Annotated in this window: 21 protein-coding genes and 1 pseudogene; 15 read left to right on the top strand and 7 right to left on the bottom strand. The window is 52.8% G+C overall.

Features of this window, described 5'->3' with window-relative positions; genetic code table 11:
* Window positions 1–4 precede the first annotated feature (4 nt).
* The 7 genes from GA0061070_RS04665 to GA0061070_RS04635 all read left to right on the top strand — a co-directional run bounded on the left by GA0061070_RS04665 (window position 5) and on the right by GA0061070_RS04635 (window position 6,194).
* Window positions 5–679 (top strand): DUF1028 domain-containing protein, encoded by a 675-nt coding sequence (locus GA0061070_RS04665; RefSeq protein ID WP_090134083.1) that lies wholly within the window; start codon window positions 5–7, stop codon window positions 677–679.
* A gap of 15 nt (window positions 680–694) precedes the next feature.
* Window positions 695–1,852 (top strand): acetylornithine deacetylase, encoded by a 1,158-nt coding sequence (argE, locus tag GA0061070_RS04660; RefSeq protein WP_090134082.1) that lies wholly within the window; start codon window positions 695–697, stop codon window positions 1,850–1,852.
* Between the two features lie 195 nt (window positions 1,853–2,047).
* The gene (locus tag GA0061070_RS04655) at window positions 2,048–3,196 is read left to right on the top strand and encodes an ABC transporter ATP-binding protein (protein ID WP_090134080.1); all 1,149 of its coding nucleotides are present in this window, start codon (window positions 2,048–2,050) and stop codon (window positions 3,194–3,196) included.
* Between the two features lie 6 nt (window positions 3,197–3,202).
* Window positions 3,203–4,195, top strand: a complete 993-nt coding sequence (locus GA0061070_RS04650) for an NAD(P)H-quinone oxidoreductase (RefSeq protein WP_090134078.1) — start codon at window positions 3,203–3,205, stop codon at window positions 4,193–4,195.
* Complete coding sequence (locus GA0061070_RS04645) at window positions 4,195–4,806, top strand: glutathione S-transferase (protein WP_090134077.1); 612 nt, start codon at window positions 4,195–4,197, stop codon at window positions 4,804–4,806. The genes GA0061070_RS04650 and GA0061070_RS04645 overlap by 1 nt, the downstream gene beginning before the upstream one ends.
* Before the next feature lie 12 nt (window positions 4,807–4,818).
* Window positions 4,819–5,268, top strand: a complete 450-nt coding sequence (locus tag GA0061070_RS04640) for a type II 3-dehydroquinate dehydratase (RefSeq protein WP_090134075.1) — start codon at window positions 4,819–4,821, stop codon at window positions 5,266–5,268.
* A complete protein-coding gene (locus tag GA0061070_RS04635; RefSeq protein ID WP_244153038.1) occupies window positions 5,265–6,194 on the top strand; it encodes a 2-hydroxyacid dehydrogenase in 930 nt (309 codons plus the stop codon). The genes GA0061070_RS04640 and GA0061070_RS04635 overlap by 4 nt, the downstream gene beginning before the upstream one ends.
* Window positions 6,195–6,213: 19 nt before the next feature.
* Here the strand turns inward: GA0061070_RS04635 and GA0061070_RS04630 are convergent, their stop codons facing one another.
* Window positions 6,214–7,176 (bottom strand): LysR family transcriptional regulator, encoded by a 963-nt coding sequence (locus tag GA0061070_RS04630; RefSeq protein ID WP_090134073.1) that lies wholly within the window; start codon window positions 7,174–7,176, stop codon window positions 6,214–6,216.
* Between the two features lie 342 nt (window positions 7,177–7,518).
* Here GA0061070_RS04630 and GA0061070_RS04625 point away from each other — a divergent pair, with 342 nt between their 5' ends.
* From GA0061070_RS04625 to GA0061070_RS04595, 6 genes are all read left to right on the top strand, one after another.
* Window positions 7,519–8,550 (top strand): ABC transporter substrate-binding protein, encoded by a 1,032-nt coding sequence (locus tag GA0061070_RS04625; RefSeq protein ID WP_090134098.1) that lies wholly within the window; start codon window positions 7,519–7,521, stop codon window positions 8,548–8,550.
* A 65-nt stretch (window positions 8,551–8,615) separates the two neighbouring features.
* Window positions 8,616–9,470, top strand: a complete 855-nt coding sequence (locus GA0061070_RS04620; RefSeq protein WP_090134071.1) for an ABC transporter permease — start codon at window positions 8,616–8,618, stop codon at window positions 9,468–9,470.
* A gap of 1 nt (window position 9,471) precedes the next feature.
* Window positions 9,472–10,290: an ABC transporter permease gene (locus GA0061070_RS04615; protein WP_090134069.1), complete on the top strand. Its 819-nt coding sequence runs from the start codon at window positions 9,472–9,474 to the stop codon at window positions 10,288–10,290.
* A 137-nt stretch (window positions 10,291–10,427) separates the two neighbouring features.
* Window positions 10,428–11,678 (top strand): flavin-containing monooxygenase, encoded by a 1,251-nt coding sequence (locus tag GA0061070_RS04610; protein WP_090134068.1) that lies wholly within the window; start codon window positions 10,428–10,430, stop codon window positions 11,676–11,678.
* A 286-nt stretch (window positions 11,679–11,964) separates the two neighbouring features.
* Window positions 11,965–13,113, top strand: a complete 1,149-nt coding sequence (locus tag GA0061070_RS04600) for an alpha-hydroxy acid oxidase (protein WP_090134066.1) — start codon at window positions 11,965–11,967, stop codon at window positions 13,111–13,113.
* A gap of 57 nt (window positions 13,114–13,170) precedes the next feature.
* Window positions 13,171–13,710 carry a DUF2058 domain-containing protein gene (locus GA0061070_RS04595; RefSeq protein WP_090134064.1) on the top strand — a complete coding sequence of 180 codons (540 nt, stop codon included), beginning with the start codon at window positions 13,171–13,173 and terminating at the stop codon, window positions 13,708–13,710.
* Between the two features lie 8 nt (window positions 13,711–13,718).
* On the opposite strand, the pseudogene GA0061070_RS04590 reads toward GA0061070_RS04595, so the two are convergent.
* The 4 genes and pseudogenes from GA0061070_RS04590 to GA0061070_RS04575 all read right to left on the bottom strand — a co-directional run.
* Window positions 13,719–13,844: pseudogene (locus tag GA0061070_RS04590) on the bottom strand (RluA family pseudouridine synthase); the annotation flags it as partial.
* A gap of 38 nt (window positions 13,845–13,882) precedes the next feature.
* The gene (locus GA0061070_RS04585; RefSeq protein ID WP_090134063.1) at window positions 13,883–14,311 is read right to left on the bottom strand and encodes a WapI family immunity protein; all 429 of its coding nucleotides are present in this window, start codon (window positions 14,309–14,311) and stop codon (window positions 13,883–13,885) included.
* An 8-nt stretch (window positions 14,312–14,319) separates the two neighbouring features.
* Window positions 14,320–14,574: a hypothetical protein gene (locus GA0061070_RS04580; protein ID WP_090134061.1), complete on the bottom strand. Its 255-nt coding sequence runs from the start codon at window positions 14,572–14,574 to the stop codon at window positions 14,320–14,322.
* Window positions 14,575–14,652: 78 nt separating this feature from the next.
* Window positions 14,653–15,171, bottom strand: a complete 519-nt coding sequence (locus GA0061070_RS04575; protein ID WP_244153036.1) for a hypothetical protein — start codon at window positions 15,169–15,171, stop codon at window positions 14,653–14,655.
* Window positions 15,172–15,325: 154 nt separating this feature from the next.
* Between GA0061070_RS04575 and GA0061070_RS04570 the strand changes: the two genes are divergently transcribed.
* Entirely contained in the window at window positions 15,326–15,802 is a 477-nt protein-coding gene (locus tag GA0061070_RS04570) for a cold-shock protein (RefSeq protein ID WP_090134060.1), read from the top strand.
* 103 nt (window positions 15,803–15,905) lie between these two features.
* On the opposite strand, the gene cybB is transcribed toward GA0061070_RS04570, so the two are convergent.
* Both cybB and GA0061070_RS04560 read right to left on the bottom strand, forming a co-directional pair.
* Window positions 15,906–16,442 (bottom strand): cytochrome b561, encoded by a 537-nt coding sequence (cybB, locus tag GA0061070_RS04565; protein ID WP_090134058.1) that lies wholly within the window; start codon window positions 16,440–16,442, stop codon window positions 15,906–15,908.
* Between the two features lie 42 nt (window positions 16,443–16,484).
* Window positions 16,485–17,174 carry a VIT1/CCC1 transporter family protein gene (locus GA0061070_RS04560; RefSeq protein WP_090134056.1) on the bottom strand — a complete coding sequence of 230 codons (690 nt, stop codon included), beginning with the start codon at window positions 17,172–17,174 and terminating at the stop codon, window positions 16,485–16,487.
* A 517-nt stretch (window positions 17,175–17,691) separates the two neighbouring features.
* Here GA0061070_RS04560 and GA0061070_RS04555 point away from each other — a divergent pair.
* Window positions 17,692–19,257 (top strand): EAL domain-containing protein, encoded by a 1,566-nt coding sequence (locus GA0061070_RS04555; RefSeq protein ID WP_090134054.1) that lies wholly within the window; start codon window positions 17,692–17,694, stop codon window positions 19,255–19,257.
* The last annotated feature ends 142 nt before the right edge of the window (window positions 19,258–19,399 follow it).

Genomic DNA, 19,399 nt, shown 5'->3' with positions numbered 1-19,399 from the left:
AAACATGACGTTATCGATTATCGGACGCTGCGCACAAACCGGCCAGATCGGCATTGCTATCAGCTCTTCCAGCATCGCAGTCGGCGCGCGCTGCCCCTGGCTACGCAGCAAGGTGGGCGCGGTATCAACACAAAACATCACCTTACCAGCGCTGGGGCCGCGTATTCTTGATCGGTTACAGCACGGCGATGCTGCCGAAACCGCGCTACAGTTCGGGCTTGGCACGGATGACTACTTTATGTACCGGCAGGTTACCGTGCTGACCGCCAGCGGTGAAAGCGCGTTCTACAGCGGCGAAAAAACGCTGGGCGTCAACAACGCGCTGTGCGGGAAGAACTGTGTGGCGGCGGGTAATCTGCTGGCAAATGCGGATGTTATTACCGCGATGGTCAGTGCCTTCGAGCAACAATCCGGGCATCTTGCTGACAGGCTTATTGCCGCGATGCAAGCGGGCCTGCTAGCTGGCGGGGAAGCCGGCCCGCTACATTCGGCGGCGCTGTCGATTGTGGATTCGCCAGTCTGGCCGATTGTTGATTTACGCGTCGACTGGACCGACGCCGATCCGATTATGGAACTTAACAAGCTCTGGCACGCCTATAAACCACAGATACAGGACTATTTAACCCGCGCGATCGATCCCCGCAGTGCGCCGGGTTACGGTGTACCGGGTGACGAGTAACCGCGAGGAGATCCGATGATGGGCAGTCGCAAACTGCTGGAACAACTGGTGGCGTTTAACACCACCAGCCGCGAATCCAATCTGGCGTTGATCGATTTTGTTCGCCGCTACTTAACCGGCCTGGGCGTTGAGTGCGAACTGATTCACAACGCCGAGCACAGCAAAGCGAATCTGTATGCCCGGCTTGGCCCGCCGGGTAGCGGCGGCATAATGCTTTCGGGTCACAGTGACGTAGTGCCCGTTGACGGGCAGAGCTGGAGCGTTCCCCCCTTTGCTCTGACGGAGCGAGAAGGCAAATTGTACGGTCGCGGCACGGCGGACATGAAAGGCTTTATCGCCTGTATGCTGGCAGCCGTACCCTATTTTCTTAGGCAGCCGCTGGTGCAACCACTACATCTGGCAATCTCCTATGATGAGGAAGTGGGATGCCTTGGCGTGCGAACCCTGCTGGACGAACTCTCCCGTCGCCCGGAAAAGCCCGATATCTGCCTGATTGGCGAACCCACCGCACTGCAACCTGTGCTCGGCCACAAAGGCAAGCTCGGCGTGCGCTGTGAAGTACAAGGCGCCGCCTGTCATTCGGCCTACGCACCTCAGGGGGTAAATGCCATCGAATATGCCGCAAAGCTTATCCACCACCTTACGGTGATAGGCAAGCGACTGGCCGCGCCGGAACATCAGGATGCGCGTTTTGATCCGCCCTTTACCACCGTGCAAACCGGCATCATCCGGGGAGGCCGGGCGCTAAATATTGTGCCTGCCGAATGTACGTTTGACTTCGAGGTACGCACGTTGCCGCAGGATGACGCGCAGGACGTGGCCCAGGAACTGGAATGTTATGCGCAGCGCGAACTCCTGCCACAAATGCGCGCCATAAATAGCGAAGCGGCGATCCGCTTTTATCCCATCAGCAGTTATCCCGGTTTGTACACCACCGCGCAAAGCGCCGCTGCGCGGCTGCTTGCCCATCTAACCGGTTCTGAAGCGTTCAGTACCGTCGCATTCGGTACGGAAGGCGGGTTGTTTCATCAGGCGGGCATCCCCAGCGTAGTCTGTGGGCCGGGCAGTATGGCGCAGGGCCATAAACCAGATGAGTTTATCACTGTCGAGCAACTGGACGCCTGCGATGCCCTGCTACGTCGTCTTGCTACGTGGATGTGCCAAAAAGCATGACGCTGCCGCGACACTGAAACCAACAAATTTTCACCGTAAATGCAGGGCGCGTCCTGGCCGCCCTTCATTTATCCACCCAGCCCTTTCACTGCTTTAACTTTTCCAAATGCCAGCTTCAGGAAGCACTAACCGCGTGATGCGCGCTTACGCCGTATGCTGGTGGTCAGTATTCGATAGCCCGTTTCTGGAGATTCCATGGTCAGTGCAGAAGTCACCACATTCCCGCAGCCCGACACGCTGCTCCCCATCACACACAAAGCTAACGTTGCCGTACGGCTTGATGGCGTACTAAAACGCTTTGGCGACGCCATCGCCTTACACAAAATATCCCTGATGATTGAGGAAGGGGAATTTGTTACGCTGCTCGGCCCTTCAGGCTGCGGTAAAACCACGCTGCTGAATCTGATGGCGGGTTTCGCCGAAGCGGATGGCGGCGAGATCTTTATTGATGGCGATCTGGTTACCGATATACCACCCTGGCAGCGTGAAATTGGCATTGTCTTCCAGAACTACGCACTGTTCCCGCATATGACGGTAGAGAAGAACGTAGGCTACGGCCTGCGTATGCGCGGTGTGCCCAAAGCCGAGATTGCTGAACGCGTTGAGCAGGCGCTGGCGCTGGTGAAGCTTGCCGGTTACGGCCACCGCAAGCCACGTGAACTCTCTGGCGGCCAACAGCAGCGTGTGGCACTGGCACGCGCGCTGGTCATTCGTCCCAAGGTGCTGCTGCTGGATGAACCTTTCTCCGCGCTGGACAAAAACCTGCGCCTGTCAATGCAGGTTGAGTTGAAAGCGATTCAGCGCAAGCTTGGCGTCACCACCGTCTTCGTGACGCACGATCAGGGTGAAGCGCTGAGCATGAGCGATCGCGTGGTGGTCATGTCGGCAGGTCATGTACGTCAGATTGGTACGCCGGATGAAATTTATCGTCGTCCGCAGGATCCCTTTGTCGCAGGCTTTGTCGGTGATGTGAATATTCTGCCGGGGCGCTATGCCGGTCGCGATGGCGCTGCGATGCTCAATCTGGGCGGTAATGTGCTACGTCTGCCAGCAGAGCGTGTACATGCCACGATTGGCGAACGCCTTGATGTCTACGTCCGTCCGGAAAATATTCAACTGGCAGCGCTTGGCCCGCATTCACTGTTTAGCGCCACGGTTATTGCCCATGTCTTTCAGGGCGATCATGTCGATGTACATCTTGATGTGCCCGCACTGGGCAGCGCAGCGCTGTTTGCACGCCAGTCCGGCCTGAATTCGCTGACGCACTGGCCCGTCGGTAGCCTGGTTGGCGTAAATGTAGATGACGAAGGCGTGTGTGCGTTTAGCACGGCAAGCGAGGGATAAACACCGATGATACCTGAAATGATGAATGCCGTGATTGCGTGCCGCCCGGGCGGCCCTGAGGTGTTAGAACGCGTACAGCGTCCTGTACCGCAGCCTGGCGCGGGTGAAGTGCTGATTCGTATTGTCAGTGCGGGGGTCAATCGCCCCGATATCCTGCAACGCAACGGTATGCCGTTGCCGCCAGGAGTAACAGATGTGTTGGGGTTAGAAGTCTCCGGCACCGTGGTGGCGCTGGGTGCGGGAGTTGAATCCCCCGCTGTGGGTTCGCCGGTTATGGCGCTGCTCAATGGTGGCGGTTATGCGGACTACTGCGTGGCGCGTGCTGAACTCTGTTTATCCGTGCCGGAAACGCTGCCACTCACGCAGGCAGCAGGCGTGCCGGAAGCGGCATTTACCGTATGGCATAACCTGTTTGAACTGGGGCGTTTGCAGCCGGGTGAAACCGTACTGATTCACGGTGCGGCCAGCGGTGTTGGCACGTTTGCTATTCAATGCGCACAGGCCTGCGGAGCGCGCGTGATTGCGACGGCTGGCGGTGGTGAAAAGATATCGGCGCTGCAACAGTTCGGCGTATGGCGCGCTATCGATCGCCACAGCGAAGATTTCGTTACCGCCGTGCTTGCTGCAACCGAAGGACGCGGTGTCGATGTGGTGCTGGATAATGTCGGTGGCGATTATGTGGCGCGCAACCTGAGTGTGTTAGCGCCAGGCGGACGTCATGTCAGTCTTTCATTTATGCAGGGCGCGAAGATTGAACTTGATCTGCAACTGGTGATGCGTAAGGGACTGAGCCTGACCTCTTCGACCCTGCGCCCCAAAAGCGCGGCCGAGAAAATGCGGCTGGCGCAGTGCATCAGCAAACATCTGCTGCCGCTGATCGCCGCAGGCAAAATCGCACCGACGCTGTATCAAACCTTACCGTTAGCGCAAGCCGCAGACGCCCATCGTATCCTGGAAGCCAACGCCAACATCGGCAAAGTGCTGCTACAGGTGGCCTAATGATGCAACTCTTTTTTGCCACCACGTCCGCGTATGTACGCAAAGTGATGGTGTGCGCAACCGTACTGGGTCTTGCTGATGAAATGGAACGGCTGGACTCTGCCGCCCATCCGATCGAACGCGACGAACGTATCGCCGTGTTTAATCCGCTGGCAAAAGTGCCAGCGCTGCGCACCGAGAACGGACTCTGTCTCTATGACAGCCGGGTAATTTGTGAATACCTCAACGCGCGGGCCAAGGGCAATTTATACCCGGAACAGGGTGAGGCGCGCTGGAGAAGCCTGGCACGCCAGGCGCTGGGTGACGGGATGATAGATGCCGCATTACTGGCGCGCTACGAATTCAGTGCGCGACCACCGGAGAAGCAGTGGCAAAAATGGGCTGACGCGCAGCTAAAAAAAGTCGCCGCTGCACTGTCAGAGATCGAAGGCCAGGTCAGTGATTTCAGCGAAAATCCCAACGATATCGGGCTGATTGCCATTGGCTGTGCACTCGGTTATCTCGACTTCCGCTTTGCCGAACTCAACTGGCGTGCCGATCACCCGCTTACCGCCGCATGGTTCGCCGTCTTCGATGCGCATCCGGCGATGGCCGCGACGCGTCCGTATTAATCAGGAGTGTGCATGTCACAGCAGATCTATTTTCTCAATGGGCCGAACGCCAACTTGTATGGGCTGGATAAAAATGGCACCTACGGCAGCGAAAGTTTTGTCAGCATCGGAGAGCGCTGTCAGCGCCGCGCCGCGTCACACGGGGTAATATTGCATTTCCGCCAGAGCAACCATGAAGGTGTACTGGTTGGCTGGATTCAGGAAGCGCGCCAAAACGCCATGGGATTAATTATCAATGCTGCGGGTTTGACCTACAGTTCGGTGCCCATTCTTGATGCGTTACTGATGTTTGATGGCCCGATCATTGAAACGCATATGAGCAATATCTGGAAACGCGAGCCGTTCCGCCATCACTCATTGGTGTCGAAAGCGGCAACCGGTGTCATTGCCGGGCTGGGCGCAGCCGGTTACGAGCTGGCGATTGATGCGGTAGTCAACCTGTTGGGAACGCGCGCTGTATGAGTACATTAGTGTTTTACAGCGAATTCGACAGCTTCGAAGAGTGGTCAGCGTTACTTGCCCCACATTTGCCCGGCGTGACAATTTGCCGCGCCGAAACGGTGCAAAACCCCGCTGAGGTGCACTATGCGCTGACATGGAAGCCACCACATGGCTTCTTTGCGCCATACCGCAATCTCAAACTGTTGGTGAATCTCGGGGCGGGCGTCGACTCACTGGTGGGACGCGACGATCTGCCGGATATTCCGATAATTCGGCTCTCCGACCCTGATATGGCGCGCATGATGGCCGGATATGTACTGTTTGCCGTGCTGCGCTACGCGCGAGATATCCCGGCATTTGAGCACGCGCAGCGTGAACAACGCTGGCATTATCTGCATCCACGTAAGCCCTCCGACATCCGTGTCGGTGTACTGGGATTGGGAGAACTCGGCGCGTATACGGCGCAGGAACTGGTACGACAAGGATTCGACGTGCGCGGCTGGTCGCGTTCGCCAAAAGTGATGACCGGCATAAGGTGCAGCAGTGGGCTGGCGTCGCTGAATGATTTCCTCAGCCAGAGTGACATTCTGGTGGTCATGCTGCCGCTCACACCGCACACGGCTGGGTTGCTCAGTGCAGAACGGCTGTCCCACCTCCCCTTTGGCGCGGCGTTTATCAATGTTTCGCGCGGTGCGATTGTCGATCAGGCAGCGCTGACAGCGGCGCTGCAATCAGGGCAGATTGCTGAAGCCACGCTGGACGTGTTTGACCGCGAACCACTGCCACCAGATGATCCATTATGGCGCATGGACAACGTGCTGATCACGCCACATCTGGCATCGGTTGCCATCCCTGCCAGCGCCGCACTTCAGGTGGCAGAAAACATTCAGCGCGCCGCACGCGGTGAATCGGTGACCAATCAGGTATTCCCGGAGCGTGGCTACTAAGCTGTCGCCACGCCCGGCGTCACGCCACCCGCACCACCTGCGGATCGAAATAGCTTGGCGCCGCCATGCCAGGAATATACTGGTCGGAGATAAAAACGCGGCAGCGCTCAGCAAAGGCGTTAACCACCATGGAGTGCTGAGTGTGAGCGGCAGTCGCGTAACCGAGTTGCATCGCCCTGTTCGTTCCTGCAAGCCGTACGCGAATCAGGCGTTTACCATCCTGGGAGAGATGCGCTTTCGGCCGCACGTTGGCGATACCAAACCCCACGCCGTTTGCCACCATCGAGCGCACCACTTCCATATTGCTGGAGCGCATTACCACATTCGGCGTCACGCCCGCCTCGCTAAACAGGCCAAGGAAATATTCACGGCTCCATGGCATATCCAGCAACACCATTGGCATCGTCGCCAGATCCTGAATGGTCACCGCCGATTGTGTCGCAAGCGGGTGATGTTCACCCACCATCACATAGGGTGGCAACTGTGCCAGTGAGGTAAATGCGATATCGCTGGCGGGGACTAAATCGTAGGTCAGGGCGATATCGATATCGGCGGTGCGTAGCTGTTTCAGCAACTGTTCATGGTTGCCTTCGACAAGCGTAATGCGCACGCCGGGAAACGCACGACCAAAACCGAACACCAGTTCAGGGGTCAGCATCGGCGCCAGCGTATCCAGACAGCCCACGCGCAGCGGGCCACGCACATTGTTCATGGATTCCGAGGCGATAGTATAAAGATTCAACATCTGCTCCAGAATGAGCTTCGCCTCTTTCAGAACCTGATGCCCAATAGCAGTAAGCGAAACGCCCTGCGCGTGATGGCGAACAAAAAGCTGTACGCCCAGTTCGGATTCGATATGAGTGATAGCAGCGGAGATCGACGGTGATGAAACGTGGATACGTTCTGAGGCGCCAATGATACTGCCAGCCTCTCCGGAGGCGACAAAATATTCCAGCTGACGCTGGGTAATGCGACTGAGCATGCAGGTTCTCCTAAGATCGCCGACGCGATCATGTCGCGCCAGTCATTCTAATAGTGTTAATTTTTATGCATTTATCATGCCAAATGAAAATTAACAGCATAATCCCCTGCTTTTGTTGTGATCTTCTTCCCTTCTGCCTTATCACTGGTTAAGAAAATCCGTTGCAAAGCAGCACCCTTTTTAGCCTCAGAAATTCTGATGCAACGGCGAGGAAAAGGCTGTTTTACGCAATCTGTTCGCCACGGCATTATCGATTTCACACCAGGGAACACCGTTTGCACCGTTCTGGCGCGCCGGGTTTCAGATTGCTACCACAGCCATTTCATCGATGGGGATAAGAATATGTTGCGTAAGATTTGTGCCTTAACGTTGTTGTCCACCAGTGTACTCAGCGCCGGAAATGCGATGGCCGCTGACAAGCTGATTGTCAGCACCTGGGGCGGCGGTTTTAAAGATTTGATCGATGAAACCATTGCCAAAGAGTTCACCAAAGAAACCGGCGTAGAAGTGCAGTTTGTCACCGGCGGTACCATTGATCGTCTCAACAAAGCTAAGCTGGCGGGCGGTTCACCAGAAACTGATGTGACCTTTACCACCGCGCATGTGGGTTATCTGTACGCTAACTCTGGCCTGTTTGAAAAACTCGATATGAGTAAAATCCCGAACGCCGCAAACCTCGTGCAACAGGCGAAAGTCAGCCCTTATCACCTCGGCGTATGGGGCTACGTTTACACCATCGGCTATCGTCCGGACCTGGTACCCAAAGGCGAAACCTTTACCAGTTGGAACGATCTGTGGAAGCCTGAACTGAAAGGCACACTGGCGCTGCCGGACTGGGATCCGAGCCATATCATTGCGGTGGCAGCAAAACTCTCCGGCGCCGATGCGGCGCACTGGCAGCAAGGCCAGGCGAAGCTGAAAGCGCTGATCCCAAATATCAAATCTTTCTATACCGACGATGCCAACAGTCAGCAACTGATCTCCACCGGCGAAACCCCGGTACAAGTGATGCTGTCGATGAACGCCTACAACATGATGGCTGAAGGGGTGGACGTCAAACTGGCGATACCCAAAGAGGGAGCGATTTTAGGCGTCGATACCATTGGTATCAACAAAGGCACCAAACATAGCGATCTCGCATATAAGTTTATGAATATTGCTCTGAAACCCGAAATTCAGCAGCAAGTGGCAAAAATTTACCACGGCAGTCCAACGGTAACCAACGCGCATATCGATCCTGAACTGGCGAAACTGCCAGGCATGCTTACCACGCCTGAGCAGTGGAATGCCACCATCAATACCGATCCGCAACTGCGTGCTGAGAAAACCGCAGAGTGGCGTCAATGGTTCTCTGAAAACATCATGTCTCATTGATTTATCGGGCGGCTTGCGGGTCGCCCGGGTTCTACCAGCAGCACATTAATCAGGCAGCAAGGTCTATGACGAGAAAACCGACATTTTTCCCCTGGTTCATTATTCCCGCGACGCTGGCCGCAGTCGGGCTGGTTGTCGCGATGTTCGCGGTGATGCAGTTCAGCGTGCGCGCTTATATTCCCGGCTCGCTCGACGTGGGCGGATTTACGCTGGCGAACTTCAAAGGCCTGTTCAAAAGTATCTATGCCGATGCTTTTATTAACACCGTCATACTGAGCGCGAAAACCGCTATTTTTGGCCTGTTGATGAGTTATCCGCTGGCGTATGCACTGGTGCGCACTCGCACCATGTGGATCAAATCCGCGATTTTGATTATTGCGATTACGCCGATGTTTCTCGGCGAAGTGGTGCGCACCTATTCATGGATTATCGTTCTGGGTAACAGCGGCTTCCTTAATAGTTTGCTGCTGGCGTTAGGCGTCATCTCAACGCCGATTCAGTTTATGTTTACGCAAACCGGCGTGGTTCTGGCACTGGTACACGTTACCATGCCAATTATGGTGTTGATGCTGGCGACTGCGTTGTCGCACATCAACCCGGATTACGAGAAAGCCGCCGCCAGCCTGGGCGCAGGGCCGATCCGCACCTTGCTGACCGTGACGATCCCCTTGTCTATCCCCGGCATTATCTCCAGCCTCACTACTGCGTTTGCCTGGACCTTTAGCGCCTTTGCCACACCGCAACTTATTGGCGGCGGACGCGTCAGCACCGTGGCGACCATGGTCTATCAACTGGGTTTCTCATCGATGAACTTCCCGTTTGCCGCCGCGCTGAGCATCGCCGGTTTAATCCTGACCATTCTGTTGCTGATGGCGCTCAAACGCATGACCCGATTCCTGCACACGATGGGAGAGCATTGATATGACCCGTTCGCTCAAAGACAAACTGACTGTACTGGCGGGCCGGCTGCTGGTCGCCGCTATTCTGCTCTTTGTGATGCTGCCGACTATCGTGGTATTTATCTCCTCGTTCAGCAGCACCGCCGTGCTGTTTTTCCCGCCGAAAGGCTGGTCGCTGCGCTGGTTCGAGCGCGCGGTGAATTATGATGATTTCCGTCACGGCTTCTACTCCGGGCTGATTGTCACCGCATGGGCGTCTTCACTGGCGGTAATCATCGGCACCACGCTGGCGATAGCTATCGAACGCTATGCGTTTCCGTGCAAACAGGTGCTGGAAGGGATTCTGCTGTCACCGCTGTTTATCCCCCACTTCACCATTGGCCTGGGGCTGTTGATGCTGGTGTCGCAACTCAACCTGGGGCGCGGTTATCCGTTGGTGATTTTCTGCCACATCGTGCTAATACTGCCGTTTGTGTTGCGCAGCGTTTATGTGTCGTTAAAAAACCTTGAGCAGCGCATTGAACTGGCGGCGGCAAGCCTTGGTGCATCGCCGTTGCGCGTGGTATGGACTATCACCGTGCCATTAATTTTACCAGGCCTGTTTGGCGGCTGGTTGTTTGCCGCGATCCTCTCCTTCAACGAATTTACCGCGTCGTTGTTTATTACTACCCAGGCAACACAGACCTTACCGGTGGCGATGTACAACTATGTGCGTGAATTTGCTGACCCGACACTGGCAGCCCTGTCGGTCATTTATATTACCGTCACCGCTACCTTGTTAATTATCACCAATAAGTTTTTGGGCCTGGGGAAAATATTAAATGTTGAGACCAGACATTAATAAAGCGTGAATGCGTGAATGAAGGCGCGCTGGATTTTCCCATGCGCTGCCTTAAGAAACCTGATTATCATTAATACGACACTCGATTACGCTTAGCGATAAAACTATCGAGGGTCGCCTATATTTAGGGATGCAACATGTCAGTAGAAAAAATTAATACCGTAATCGTCGGTGCAGGTCAGGCTGGTATTGCCATGAGCGAACATCTGGCATTAATGGGTGTGCCCCATGTCGTACTGGAGCGCAGCCGTATCGCTGAACGTTGGCGCTCGGAACGTTGGGATTCGCTGGTGGCGAATGGCCCAGCGTGGCATGATCGCTTCCCGTCGCTGAAATTCGACAATATTTCCCAGGAAGCTTTTCCGCCTAAAGAGCGCATGGCGCAATATTTTGAAGACTATGCCAGGATGATTAACGCCCCGGTTCGCACCGGCGTTGATGTACATCAGGTTGTGCGCCTGGCAGGACGCAGCGGATTCAAAGTGGTGACCTCTGCCGGTGAATTTGAAGCCAACAATGTGGTGGCCGCCACTGGCCCGTTTCAGAAACCCTCATTCCCGCAGATCGTGCCAGAAAGCGCAGGAGTGCACCAGATTCACTCTTCCGTCTATAAAAATCCGCAGCAACTGCCCGCAGGCGGCGTGCTGGTGGTCGGTGCAGGCGCTTCCGGTACGCAAATTGCCGAAGAGCTGCGTAACTCAGGCCGGGATGTTTATCTGTCAGTCGGCGAACATTATCGCCCGCCGCGCTCCTACCGCGACCGTGATTACTGCTGGTGGCTCGGCGCGCTTGGTCTGTGGGATGAAGTGAAAATAAAGCCGAAGAAAGAGCACGTTGCCTTTGCGGTAAGCGGCTATGAAGGCGGTAAAACCGTGGATTTCCGTCGCCTGGCGCATATGGGTATTACGCTTGTGGGGATCACCAAAGGCTGGAATAACGGTGTCCTGAGCTTTGCCGAAGGTCTGGCCGAGAATATCGCGGCGGGCGATAACGCCTACTTTGATGTGCTGCGTGATGCAGATGCCTGGATCGAACGCAACGGGCTGAACCTGCCGCCGGAGCCGCAAGCCTGGGAACTCCTGCCGGATCCGGAATGTCTGCGCAATCCGCTGGCGCAATTAGATATTGCCGCTGCGGGAATTACCACAATTATCTGGGCGACGGGTTTTAAATTTGATTTCAATTGGCTGCAAGTGGATGCCTTTGACGAAAAAGGTCTGCCATTCCATAAACGCGGCATTTCCGCCGAACGCGGTATTTATTTTCTCGGCCTGCCCAATTTAGTAAACCGTGCATCATCGTTTATTTATGGCGTATGGCACGACGCTAAATACATTGCCGATCATATTGTTTTGCAGAATGCTTATACCGACTACGTTAAATCATAATTTCCAGTCTACGTATTCTGATCGTCACCGGTGGCTAAGAGCCTGGCCCAGTAGGCGTATATTGTTGCAGCCAGTTTGGGCACAGACAGCGCGCAACAACCGGAGCGTACACGCAGTACGTGAGGATGACTCGCTTCGCTCGCCCTAAAGGGCCGCCGCAAGCGGCGTTCAAAATGCCATAACATTTTGTGTGAGCACTGCCCTGGGCCAAAATGGCAAATAAAATAGCCTAATGGGCCAGGCTCTAAATCATCGTTATTTAGCCACATAGTATTGGATAACCAACATGATCATCACCTGCATTGAAGATCTACGGCAACTGGCGCGTAAGCGGGTGCCAAAAATGTTTTATGACTATGTGGATGCCGGCTCCTGGAGCGAATATAGCTATCGAGCCAATGAAGCTGATTTACGTCGGCTTGAGTTTCGTCAGCGAGTGGCAGTCGATATTGCCGCCCGCAGCACGGCCAGCGTAATGCTCGGACAAGCCGTTACAATGCCCGTGGCCATTGCCCCCACGGGGTTAACCGGCATGATCCATCCCGACGGTGAAATTCTTGCGGCGCGTGCAGCGAAAACGTTTGGCATCCCCTTTACGCTTTCGACCATGAGCATTTGTTCCATTGAAACCGTGGCACAGGCCACCGATTATCACCCATTCTGGTTCCAGCTCTACGTCATGCGCGATCGCCAGTTTGTCGCGAATCTTATCGATCGCGCGAAAGCCGCCAACTGCGGCGCGCTGGTCGTCACCATGGATCTTCAGGTGTTTGGACAGCGCCATAAAGACATCAAAAATGGCCTCTCGACCCCACCTAAGATGACGCTGCGCAATCTGCTTAATATTGCCAGCAAACCACGCTGGTGTCGCAAAATGCTCGCCACACACAACCGTAACTTTGGCAATATTATCGGTCACGCCAGTGGCGTAAATAACATTGATGCGATGGTGGAGTGGACTGCGCAGCAGTTCGATCCGCGTCTCTCCTGGCAGGATATTGAGTGGATTAAACTGCGCTGGGGCGGCAAGCTGATCGTGAAGGGCATTATGGACGTGGAGGATGCGCGCCAGGCAGTGGCAGCAGGAGCGGATGCGCTCATTGTCTCTAATCACGGCGGCCGTCAGCTAGATGGGGTGTCGTCATCGAGTGCATTATTGCCAGAGATTGCCGCCGCAGTGGGCAATGATATTGAAGTCCATTTCGACGGCGGGATACGTTCCGGACAGGATGTGCTGAAGGCAATTGCGCTGGGGGCTAAGGGAACCTATATCGGGCGCAGTATGCTGTATGGATTAGGGGCAATGGGTGAAGAAGGTGTCACAATGGCGCTAAATATCATTCGTAATGAATTCGATTTGTCGATGGCTTTTTGCGGCAAGACCCATGTTGCTTCGATTGATAGTGGGATCCTACGACGCAGGTTGTTTGACTGACTTCCCCTATTTGCCTGTTATAATCCCGCTAACACACCAACGGGTTTAACGGCGACGATGACAAAACTTACCTTGCAAGAGCAGATGTTAAAAGCTGGATTAGTCACCAGCAAGAAAATGGCCAAAGTCCAGAGAACGGCGAAAAAGTCCCGCGTTCAGGCGCGTGAGGCCAGAGAAGCGGTAGAAGAAAATAAGAAAGCGCAACTTGAGCGTGATAAGCAGCTCAGTGAACAACAAAAGCAGGCTGCATTATCGAAAGAGTATAAAGCGCAGATCAAGCAGCTTATTGAGATGAACCGCATCACAATAGCGAAAGGCGATATTGGCTTTAACTTCACCGACAATAGTGTGATTAAAAAAATTGAGGTCAATAAACTGACTCAGGCGCAGCTAATGAATGGCCGTCTCGCCATTGCTCGTCTGGTGTCCGACAACAGCGGTGATAGCCAGTACGCCATCATCCCGGCGGCTGTTGCCGATAAAATTGCCCAGCGCGATGCAAACAGTATTGTGCTGCACAGCACACTAACTCAGGAAGCACAGAATGAAGACGATCCGTATGCAGACTTCAAAGTGCCCGATGATTTGATGTGGTAATTAACGTTTCAGAATGGGCTGTCATTACGGGCGGTGATCCGCCTGTTGCTGATGGGATGAACAAAATGCAACTCGCTGGCGTGCAGCATCAGTCGCGGTGCCCGTTCAGTACCCGGCGTCAGCCGACCACCATATGTCGCGGCCCTCTGGAGAATGGCCAGTTCTTCACCTGTCAGTTTTGCCAGTTAATCATCTCGTCAAGGCCGGACAGCAACGCCGGAAAGTAGCTCTGGTCAAGATAAAATGTGTCGGTGACTTTGATGCTGTCTGCATTATCTTCTGGTTTCATCATAATATTTACTTCTGCAGTATCATGATGACCAACTTGCCTGAACTGTAAACTAAAATGACGTTCTAAACTGTCAAAAAAAATATCAGGGCGAGGTTCCTGTTTAATCAGACCTCCATAGAAAGATTGAAGTTCTTTCTTTAAATCAATAAGTTCAGGAACCGTAAATGCAGTGCTGTACTGTGTCGTTAATACTGGCAACTTATATTCAACAAACGTCTTTATCGAGTCGTCTGATAGGTCATCTTCGGCATATTCTCTTTCATAAGGTGACAGTTGAAATTTCAGTATCCCAACTTCAATATCAATCATAATTACCTCTAAAAATACTGGAAATGACTGATTGTCCAGTCTTTCTCACGAACAAGGACTTCGAGAGTATACTTTTTATAATAATATGTTCCTTTAGCCTGTTTGTTCTCAACAAGTCTATATATTTCAGTCTCATAGCGAAAAAGCTCTGGTTTTTTCTTTGGATCAGGCATTCGTCTGCCATAACGGATAGCTTTTTCCTGAATTTGTAAAGGGACATAGCGACCGGGGTTCTGCATGTGCTTCGCAGCAGTTTCTGTCATTTTAAGACTGCGGGCTGAAAGCCCCGCCTTCAATCACCCACGTAGAAAATTTTACAGGAGCTTTGCTCATACCAAGTATTACAGCAGATTTGCCTCAGCAACTCCATCAGTCCATTTAAAATCGTATTTTGTAGAATCTTCGACAGCTTTTTCACAGACATAATCCTCTCGTTCATGTTTCAATATATAGCGTTCAGGATTATTACCACGCATACATTCAATCTCTTCCTCTTTTGCCTTTTGTTCCTTCGCTGCGGCAAGAGCTGCATCCTGAGCGGCTTTTGCTTCAGCTTTAGCTTTAGCTTTCTGCTCCGCCAGGTATTTTGCGTAATCGGCAGTATTGGTAATGTTATTTTCACGGGCGTGGGAAAACTCTTTACCGTCTTTAAAACCAAGTTTTTGTGCTCTCACTTCATCACTTGAGGAACTGGCTGCACTTGCTGCGATGGCAAGCCCGATAATCAGTACTGGCACGGTATAATTATTCACGAGCTTATTGGGTAAGTGCTTAACCCGAAAAACATCCGTACCCAAAACGGCCCATCCGATCGCAGCAGTGCCTGCCAGTAGCTGACATAAACCAGCGACCGAAAGCATGATGAGAGACGCGTAGATAACCGTATGGTATGATTTTGTTCAAACTATGACATTCCGAGTGTAGTGTAGTTAGCTATACAATAGCAGGCATTGTGCTTTACACTGCGCGCTGCAAAAAACTGAGTAGATAAACGATTAACCAGGCGGTACAGCGATGAACGGAACGATCACAACATGGTTTAAAGATAAAGGTTTTGGCTTTATCAAAGATGAAAACGGCGATAACCGTTATTTTCATGTGATTAAAGTCGCTAACCCTGAGCTAATTAAAAAAGATGCCGCAGTGACTTTTGAACCCACCACCAATAACAAGGGGTTATCGGCGTACGCGGTGAAAGTCATCCCTGACAGCAAATACATCTATATCGCAGGCGAACGTTTCAAGCTTGCTTCGATAAAAACGTATCTGGTGTACAGCGAAGAAATCCCTGCTGATAGCCGCATTGATAAAGAAAATGCCGTGTTGTCTGTGGGTCTACTGATGGGAAATATCAGGCCGAAAACCGCCGCCAGGCCGGGTGAAATGCGCTCAGTGAAAAAACTGGCGATCACCACCTTCCAGGGAACGACCTCTATTTTCTCGGAAGATGAAATTGATATTGATGCGACGGTAAAAATGCTCAAGGTCTGAGCAGTACTCCACCTTCAGGCAACTTTTTCGGCACCACGCGCTGGCCGGTGATGAGTAAGAAGCGACAGAGTGTCGCTTCTTTTCTCGTTCCGGGAAAACCTGCTTAATCCTGGCGTTTGCCTGGCATCATTCTCAGTAATGTATTATCCCGCAGTATATAGTGGTGCAGCAGCGCCGCCGCAGCATGCAAGCCGATGAGAAAATAGCCTGCATTAGCCAGTAATTCATGAACCTCTTTCAGGCTATGTTGCAGTACGCTATTTTTTTCCGCCGCAACCGGCATGTTAATAAACAGAAAACTCCACTCTTTCTGGCCATAATAGAGCGACACCACTCCCAAAAGTGGAAGAAAAATAAACAGTGCATATAAAATAAAATGCACAACAGTGGCGCTGAGTTTTTGCCATTGTGGCAGAGCGGGAACAACCGGTGGTTCCGGGAAAATAAATCTAAATACCATTCTGATCAGCATCAGAATAAACACACTGACACCACAAGTGTAATGTGTTATTGCCATCCAGTAACGACCGACAGAATCTTTGGGGAAAATGCCCTTGAATTCCATCGCGGCGTACGTGACAACGATCAGCAATAAAACCAGCCAGTGTAATGCTATCTGCCCACCTGAGTATTTCTTCATTTTTCTGTCCTGAGTTTTCTATCCTGAGAATAAAACGATTATTTAAGCCAGCGCCTGTCCGGCGAGCGAACCCGCCCCCATCGACAAAGCCATCGCCATGGCGCTCCAGAAGGTGATTCTAATAATGGCTTTCACCGGTGGCGCTTTGCCTGCGACCGAGGAGATATAGCCGAGCAGCGCCAGTGAAAAAAGTGTGGAAAGGATGATGAACAGCAAAACTAGCGGTGCCGGAGTTAACCACGCCACCAGAACCGGCAACACCGCACCGGCAGAAAAGCTGATGGCTGAAAAAATCGCGGCCTGTAGCGGCTGTGCTGAATTTGTCTCCGTCAGGCCCAGTTCTTCACGGGCATGAGCATCGAGCGCGTCCTTTGCCATCAACTGTACCGCGACCTCGCGGGCAAGCGAAGGCGCCAGCCCCCGTTGCATATACAGTGAAGCCAGTTCCTGTACCTCTCCATCATAATCCGTCGCCAGCTCCCTTTTCTCCTGGGCAATCGCAGCCTTTTCTGTATCGGCTTGCGATGAGACGGAGACATATTCTCCGGTCGCCATAGACATAGCGCCTGCGACCAGCCCGGCAACACCCGCCAGCAACACCCCGGAGGAAGAACTTCCCGCAGACGCAACCCCGAGAACAAGGCTGGCCGTCGACACGATACCATCATTGGCTCCCAGCACTGCTGCCCGGAGCCACCCGACTCTTCCGATGCTGTGTAGTTCCAGATGCATGCTTATGTTTGCCTTTTATCAGTGAATGAATCTGCCTGGCATTGCCGATATGAAAAAAAATCGTATTGATAGTTTATTATGCCAGTCTTAACGCCAGATTAAGAAGAAATGAATGAAACCCAGCATCTGCTGGTTTTCATTTCCATGAACGCTCACTCCCGAAATGATAATAGCTATCATGCTCGTTTATAATGTTTCAGAAATTATCTTATCTGCGTTACCATTAATTCTATCCTATCATTTACGCAGGATCTGGCGGGCAATTTTTCATGTGCCGATATTAATTGTTAAGACTATTATTCACAGTCAAAATGCATTGTCGACGTTGTCGTGCTGTCAGCAAAAAAAAAGAGACGTAAACGGGCGGCTGGCGTTCGCACTAACGTAATAATGTACAGCAACGCCATTTCAGCCATAACGATACACACCGTGCGCTGGCGATTTCAGCTTCTCTCAACCGTGCTTTTTGTACTTACATTTTGATACGAGAAATCAACCAATTCGCCCAGGACAAACGATGCGCAATGCCCTTATTCCTCTCATCGCGGCAGTGCTTCTTTTTATTACCGGCGTTTTTATTCTTAATTTGCAACTCTGGTACTCCGCCCGGACAGACCGCCTGGAGGGAGCCCGTTACGCGGTAAACAGCATCAACAACATTCTTGATGAGGCTTCCCATGCCACCCGTCTCGCCGTTGGCATTGCGGTTAAAGGATGCGATACGGAAGGACAATTTCAGCTCGGTACTGAGGCCGCCCTGCAACCCCACCTGCGCACAATCCTGATTGTTAAAGATGGGGAGATCTGGTGCTCATCGCTACCGGGGAATCGCGGGCTGCTGGCGCGGATTCCCAAAATGTCGGCTTCGCGTCTGTTTCTCGCGCCAGCAGAGGACGCAGCAAATGAACAGCCTTTTATGGTCTATCAGACGCGATTTGCCGCAAGCCGCGTGCTGGTCACCATCAGCGATCAGCATATTCGCGAGGCGCTGAATGCGCCGTTAGAGGGCATTATCTACAGATTGCGCGTCGGGAATAATGTGATTGGCCTGTCGGGGGATATCACAGCGCTTAACATAAACACTCTCCCTTCCGGACAGGTCGATTCGAAAACGTATCCCTTCAGCATCATTTACACTCAACCGCCGCTATTTAGCCTGCTCCGGCTCGTCTCGCAGGGGCCTGGCATCCTGATTTTCATCCTGTTCATCTCCTGCGCAACGGCCTTCGCACTGGTTAAATACCTGAATAAAAATGCCACGCCGGCAGAGACGCTGCGCCGGGCCATCACCAACGGCGAGATCGTGCCTTTTTACCAGCCTGTGGTGAATGGCAGAGAAGGAACCCTGTGCGGCGTCGAGGTACTGGCGCGCTGGAAACACCCGCGATCCGGTTATATCCCGCCCGCATTATTTATCCCTTTAGCCGAAAAATCAGATCTGATCATACCGCTAACGCAAAGCCTGATGAGGCAGGTGGTGACCCATATGAATGTCATTGCCCACAGGTTACCAGAAGGTTTTCACATCGGTATTAACGTCAGCGCAGCCCATATTGCTTCACCCGATTTTGTCGCGGAGTGTCTGAAATTCAAACACAGTTTCAACCATCCTGCGCTCAATCTGGTGATTGAAGTCACCGAACGTGAGCCCTTAGACGTGGATGAAGATCTTGTACAGCGGCTAAATACCCTGCATGAAAATGGGTTTGTTATTGCCCTGGACGATTTCGGCACTGGCTACTCAGGGCTGTCTTACTTGCAGGATCTGCATATCGATTACATTAAAATCGACCAGAGTTTCGTTGCCAGAGTGAATGCCGAACAGGACTCGACGCGGATTTTAGATTGCGTACTGGATCTGGCACGCAAACTCTCTTTAAGCATCGTCGCTGAAGGCGTCGAAACGAAAGAACAACTTGATTACCTGAATCAAAATAACATCACTTTCCTGCAAGGTTACTACTTCTATAAGCCGGTCAACTTTCAGGATCTGATCAAAATTTTGCTGTCAAAACCCAAAGTGAAGGTGGCTGTTAATGATCCGACTACCCCGAAAGACGATACACACGATGTGGTGTGCTGAATAGCCTTAATGCTGGAGTCGTGGCAGCGAAACGCTGCGCTTAAGGAGCGCGTTCCGCACTCTCTTTCTGCAAGTTATCGCTGCCAGGGCCGCCGAAACCCGGCTTCGAAATTCAGCGCCCGGGCGCTTTCAGACACGCCGG

Source organism: Kosakonia oryziphila (assembly GCF_900094795.1).
GTDB classification, from domain to species: domain Bacteria; phylum Pseudomonadota; class Gammaproteobacteria; order Enterobacterales; family Enterobacteriaceae; genus Kosakonia; species Kosakonia oryziphila.
The sequence above is the reverse complement of the archived record's forward strand: the minus strand, read 5'-3'. Positions and strand labels throughout refer to the sequence as shown.

What these genes read in the sequence shown, in the direction of transcription:
- GA0061070_RS04600 (WP_090134066.1), top strand. Translation starts at nt 11,965, where the DNA reads ATGATCATCACCTGCATTGAAGATCTACGGCAACTGGCGCGTAAGCGG.
- GA0061070_RS04555 (WP_090134054.1), top strand. Translation starts at nt 17,692, where the DNA reads ATGCGCAATGCCCTTATTCCTCTCATCGCGGCAGTGCTTCTTTTTATT.
- GA0061070_RS04560 (WP_090134056.1), bottom strand. Translation starts at nt 17,174, where the DNA reads ATGCATCTGGAACTACACAGCATCGGAAGAGTCGGGTGGCTCCGGGCA.
- GA0061070_RS04575 (WP_244153036.1), bottom strand. Translation starts at nt 15,171, where the DNA reads ATGCTTTCGGTCGCTGGTTTATGTCAGCTACTGGCAGGCACTGCTGCG.
- GA0061070_RS04630 (WP_090134073.1), bottom strand. Translation starts at nt 7,176, where the DNA reads ATGCTCAGTCGCATTACCCAGCGTCAGCTGGAATATTTTGTCGCCTCC.
- cybB (WP_090134058.1), bottom strand. Translation starts at nt 16,442, where the DNA reads ATGAAGAAATACTCAGGTGGGCAGATAGCATTACACTGGCTGGTTTTA.
- GA0061070_RS04650 (WP_090134078.1), top strand. Translation starts at nt 3,203, where the DNA reads ATGATACCTGAAATGATGAATGCCGTGATTGCGTGCCGCCCGGGCGGC.
- GA0061070_RS04625 (WP_090134098.1), top strand. Translation starts at nt 7,519, where the DNA reads ATGTTGCGTAAGATTTGTGCCTTAACGTTGTTGTCCACCAGTGTACTC.
- GA0061070_RS04580 (WP_090134061.1), bottom strand. Translation starts at nt 14,574, where the DNA reads ATGACAGAAACTGCTGCGAAGCACATGCAGAACCCCGGTCGCTATGTC.
- GA0061070_RS04665 (WP_090134083.1), top strand. Translation starts at nt 5, where the DNA reads ATGACGTTATCGATTATCGGACGCTGCGCACAAACCGGCCAGATCGGC.
- GA0061070_RS04585 (WP_090134063.1), bottom strand. Translation starts at nt 14,311, where the DNA reads ATGATTGATATTGAAGTTGGGATACTGAAATTTCAACTGTCACCTTAT.
- argE (WP_090134082.1), top strand. Translation starts at nt 695, where the DNA reads ATGATGGGCAGTCGCAAACTGCTGGAACAACTGGTGGCGTTTAACACC.
- GA0061070_RS04620 (WP_090134071.1), top strand. Translation starts at nt 8,616, where the DNA reads ATGACGAGAAAACCGACATTTTTCCCCTGGTTCATTATTCCCGCGACG.
- GA0061070_RS04595 (WP_090134064.1), top strand. Translation starts at nt 13,171, where the DNA reads ATGACAAAACTTACCTTGCAAGAGCAGATGTTAAAAGCTGGATTAGTC.
- GA0061070_RS04615 (WP_090134069.1), top strand. Translation starts at nt 9,472, where the DNA reads ATGACCCGTTCGCTCAAAGACAAACTGACTGTACTGGCGGGCCGGCTG.
- GA0061070_RS04635 (WP_244153038.1), top strand. Translation starts at nt 5,265, where the DNA reads ATGAGTACATTAGTGTTTTACAGCGAATTCGACAGCTTCGAAGAGTGG.
- GA0061070_RS04640 (WP_090134075.1), top strand. Translation starts at nt 4,819, where the DNA reads ATGTCACAGCAGATCTATTTTCTCAATGGGCCGAACGCCAACTTGTAT.
- GA0061070_RS04610 (WP_090134068.1), top strand. Translation starts at nt 10,428, where the DNA reads ATGTCAGTAGAAAAAATTAATACCGTAATCGTCGGTGCAGGTCAGGCT.
- GA0061070_RS04645 (WP_090134077.1), top strand. Translation starts at nt 4,195, where the DNA reads ATGATGCAACTCTTTTTTGCCACCACGTCCGCGTATGTACGCAAAGTG.
- GA0061070_RS04655 (WP_090134080.1), top strand. Translation starts at nt 2,048, where the DNA reads ATGGTCAGTGCAGAAGTCACCACATTCCCGCAGCCCGACACGCTGCTC.
- GA0061070_RS04570 (WP_090134060.1), top strand. Translation starts at nt 15,326, where the DNA reads ATGAACGGAACGATCACAACATGGTTTAAAGATAAAGGTTTTGGCTTT.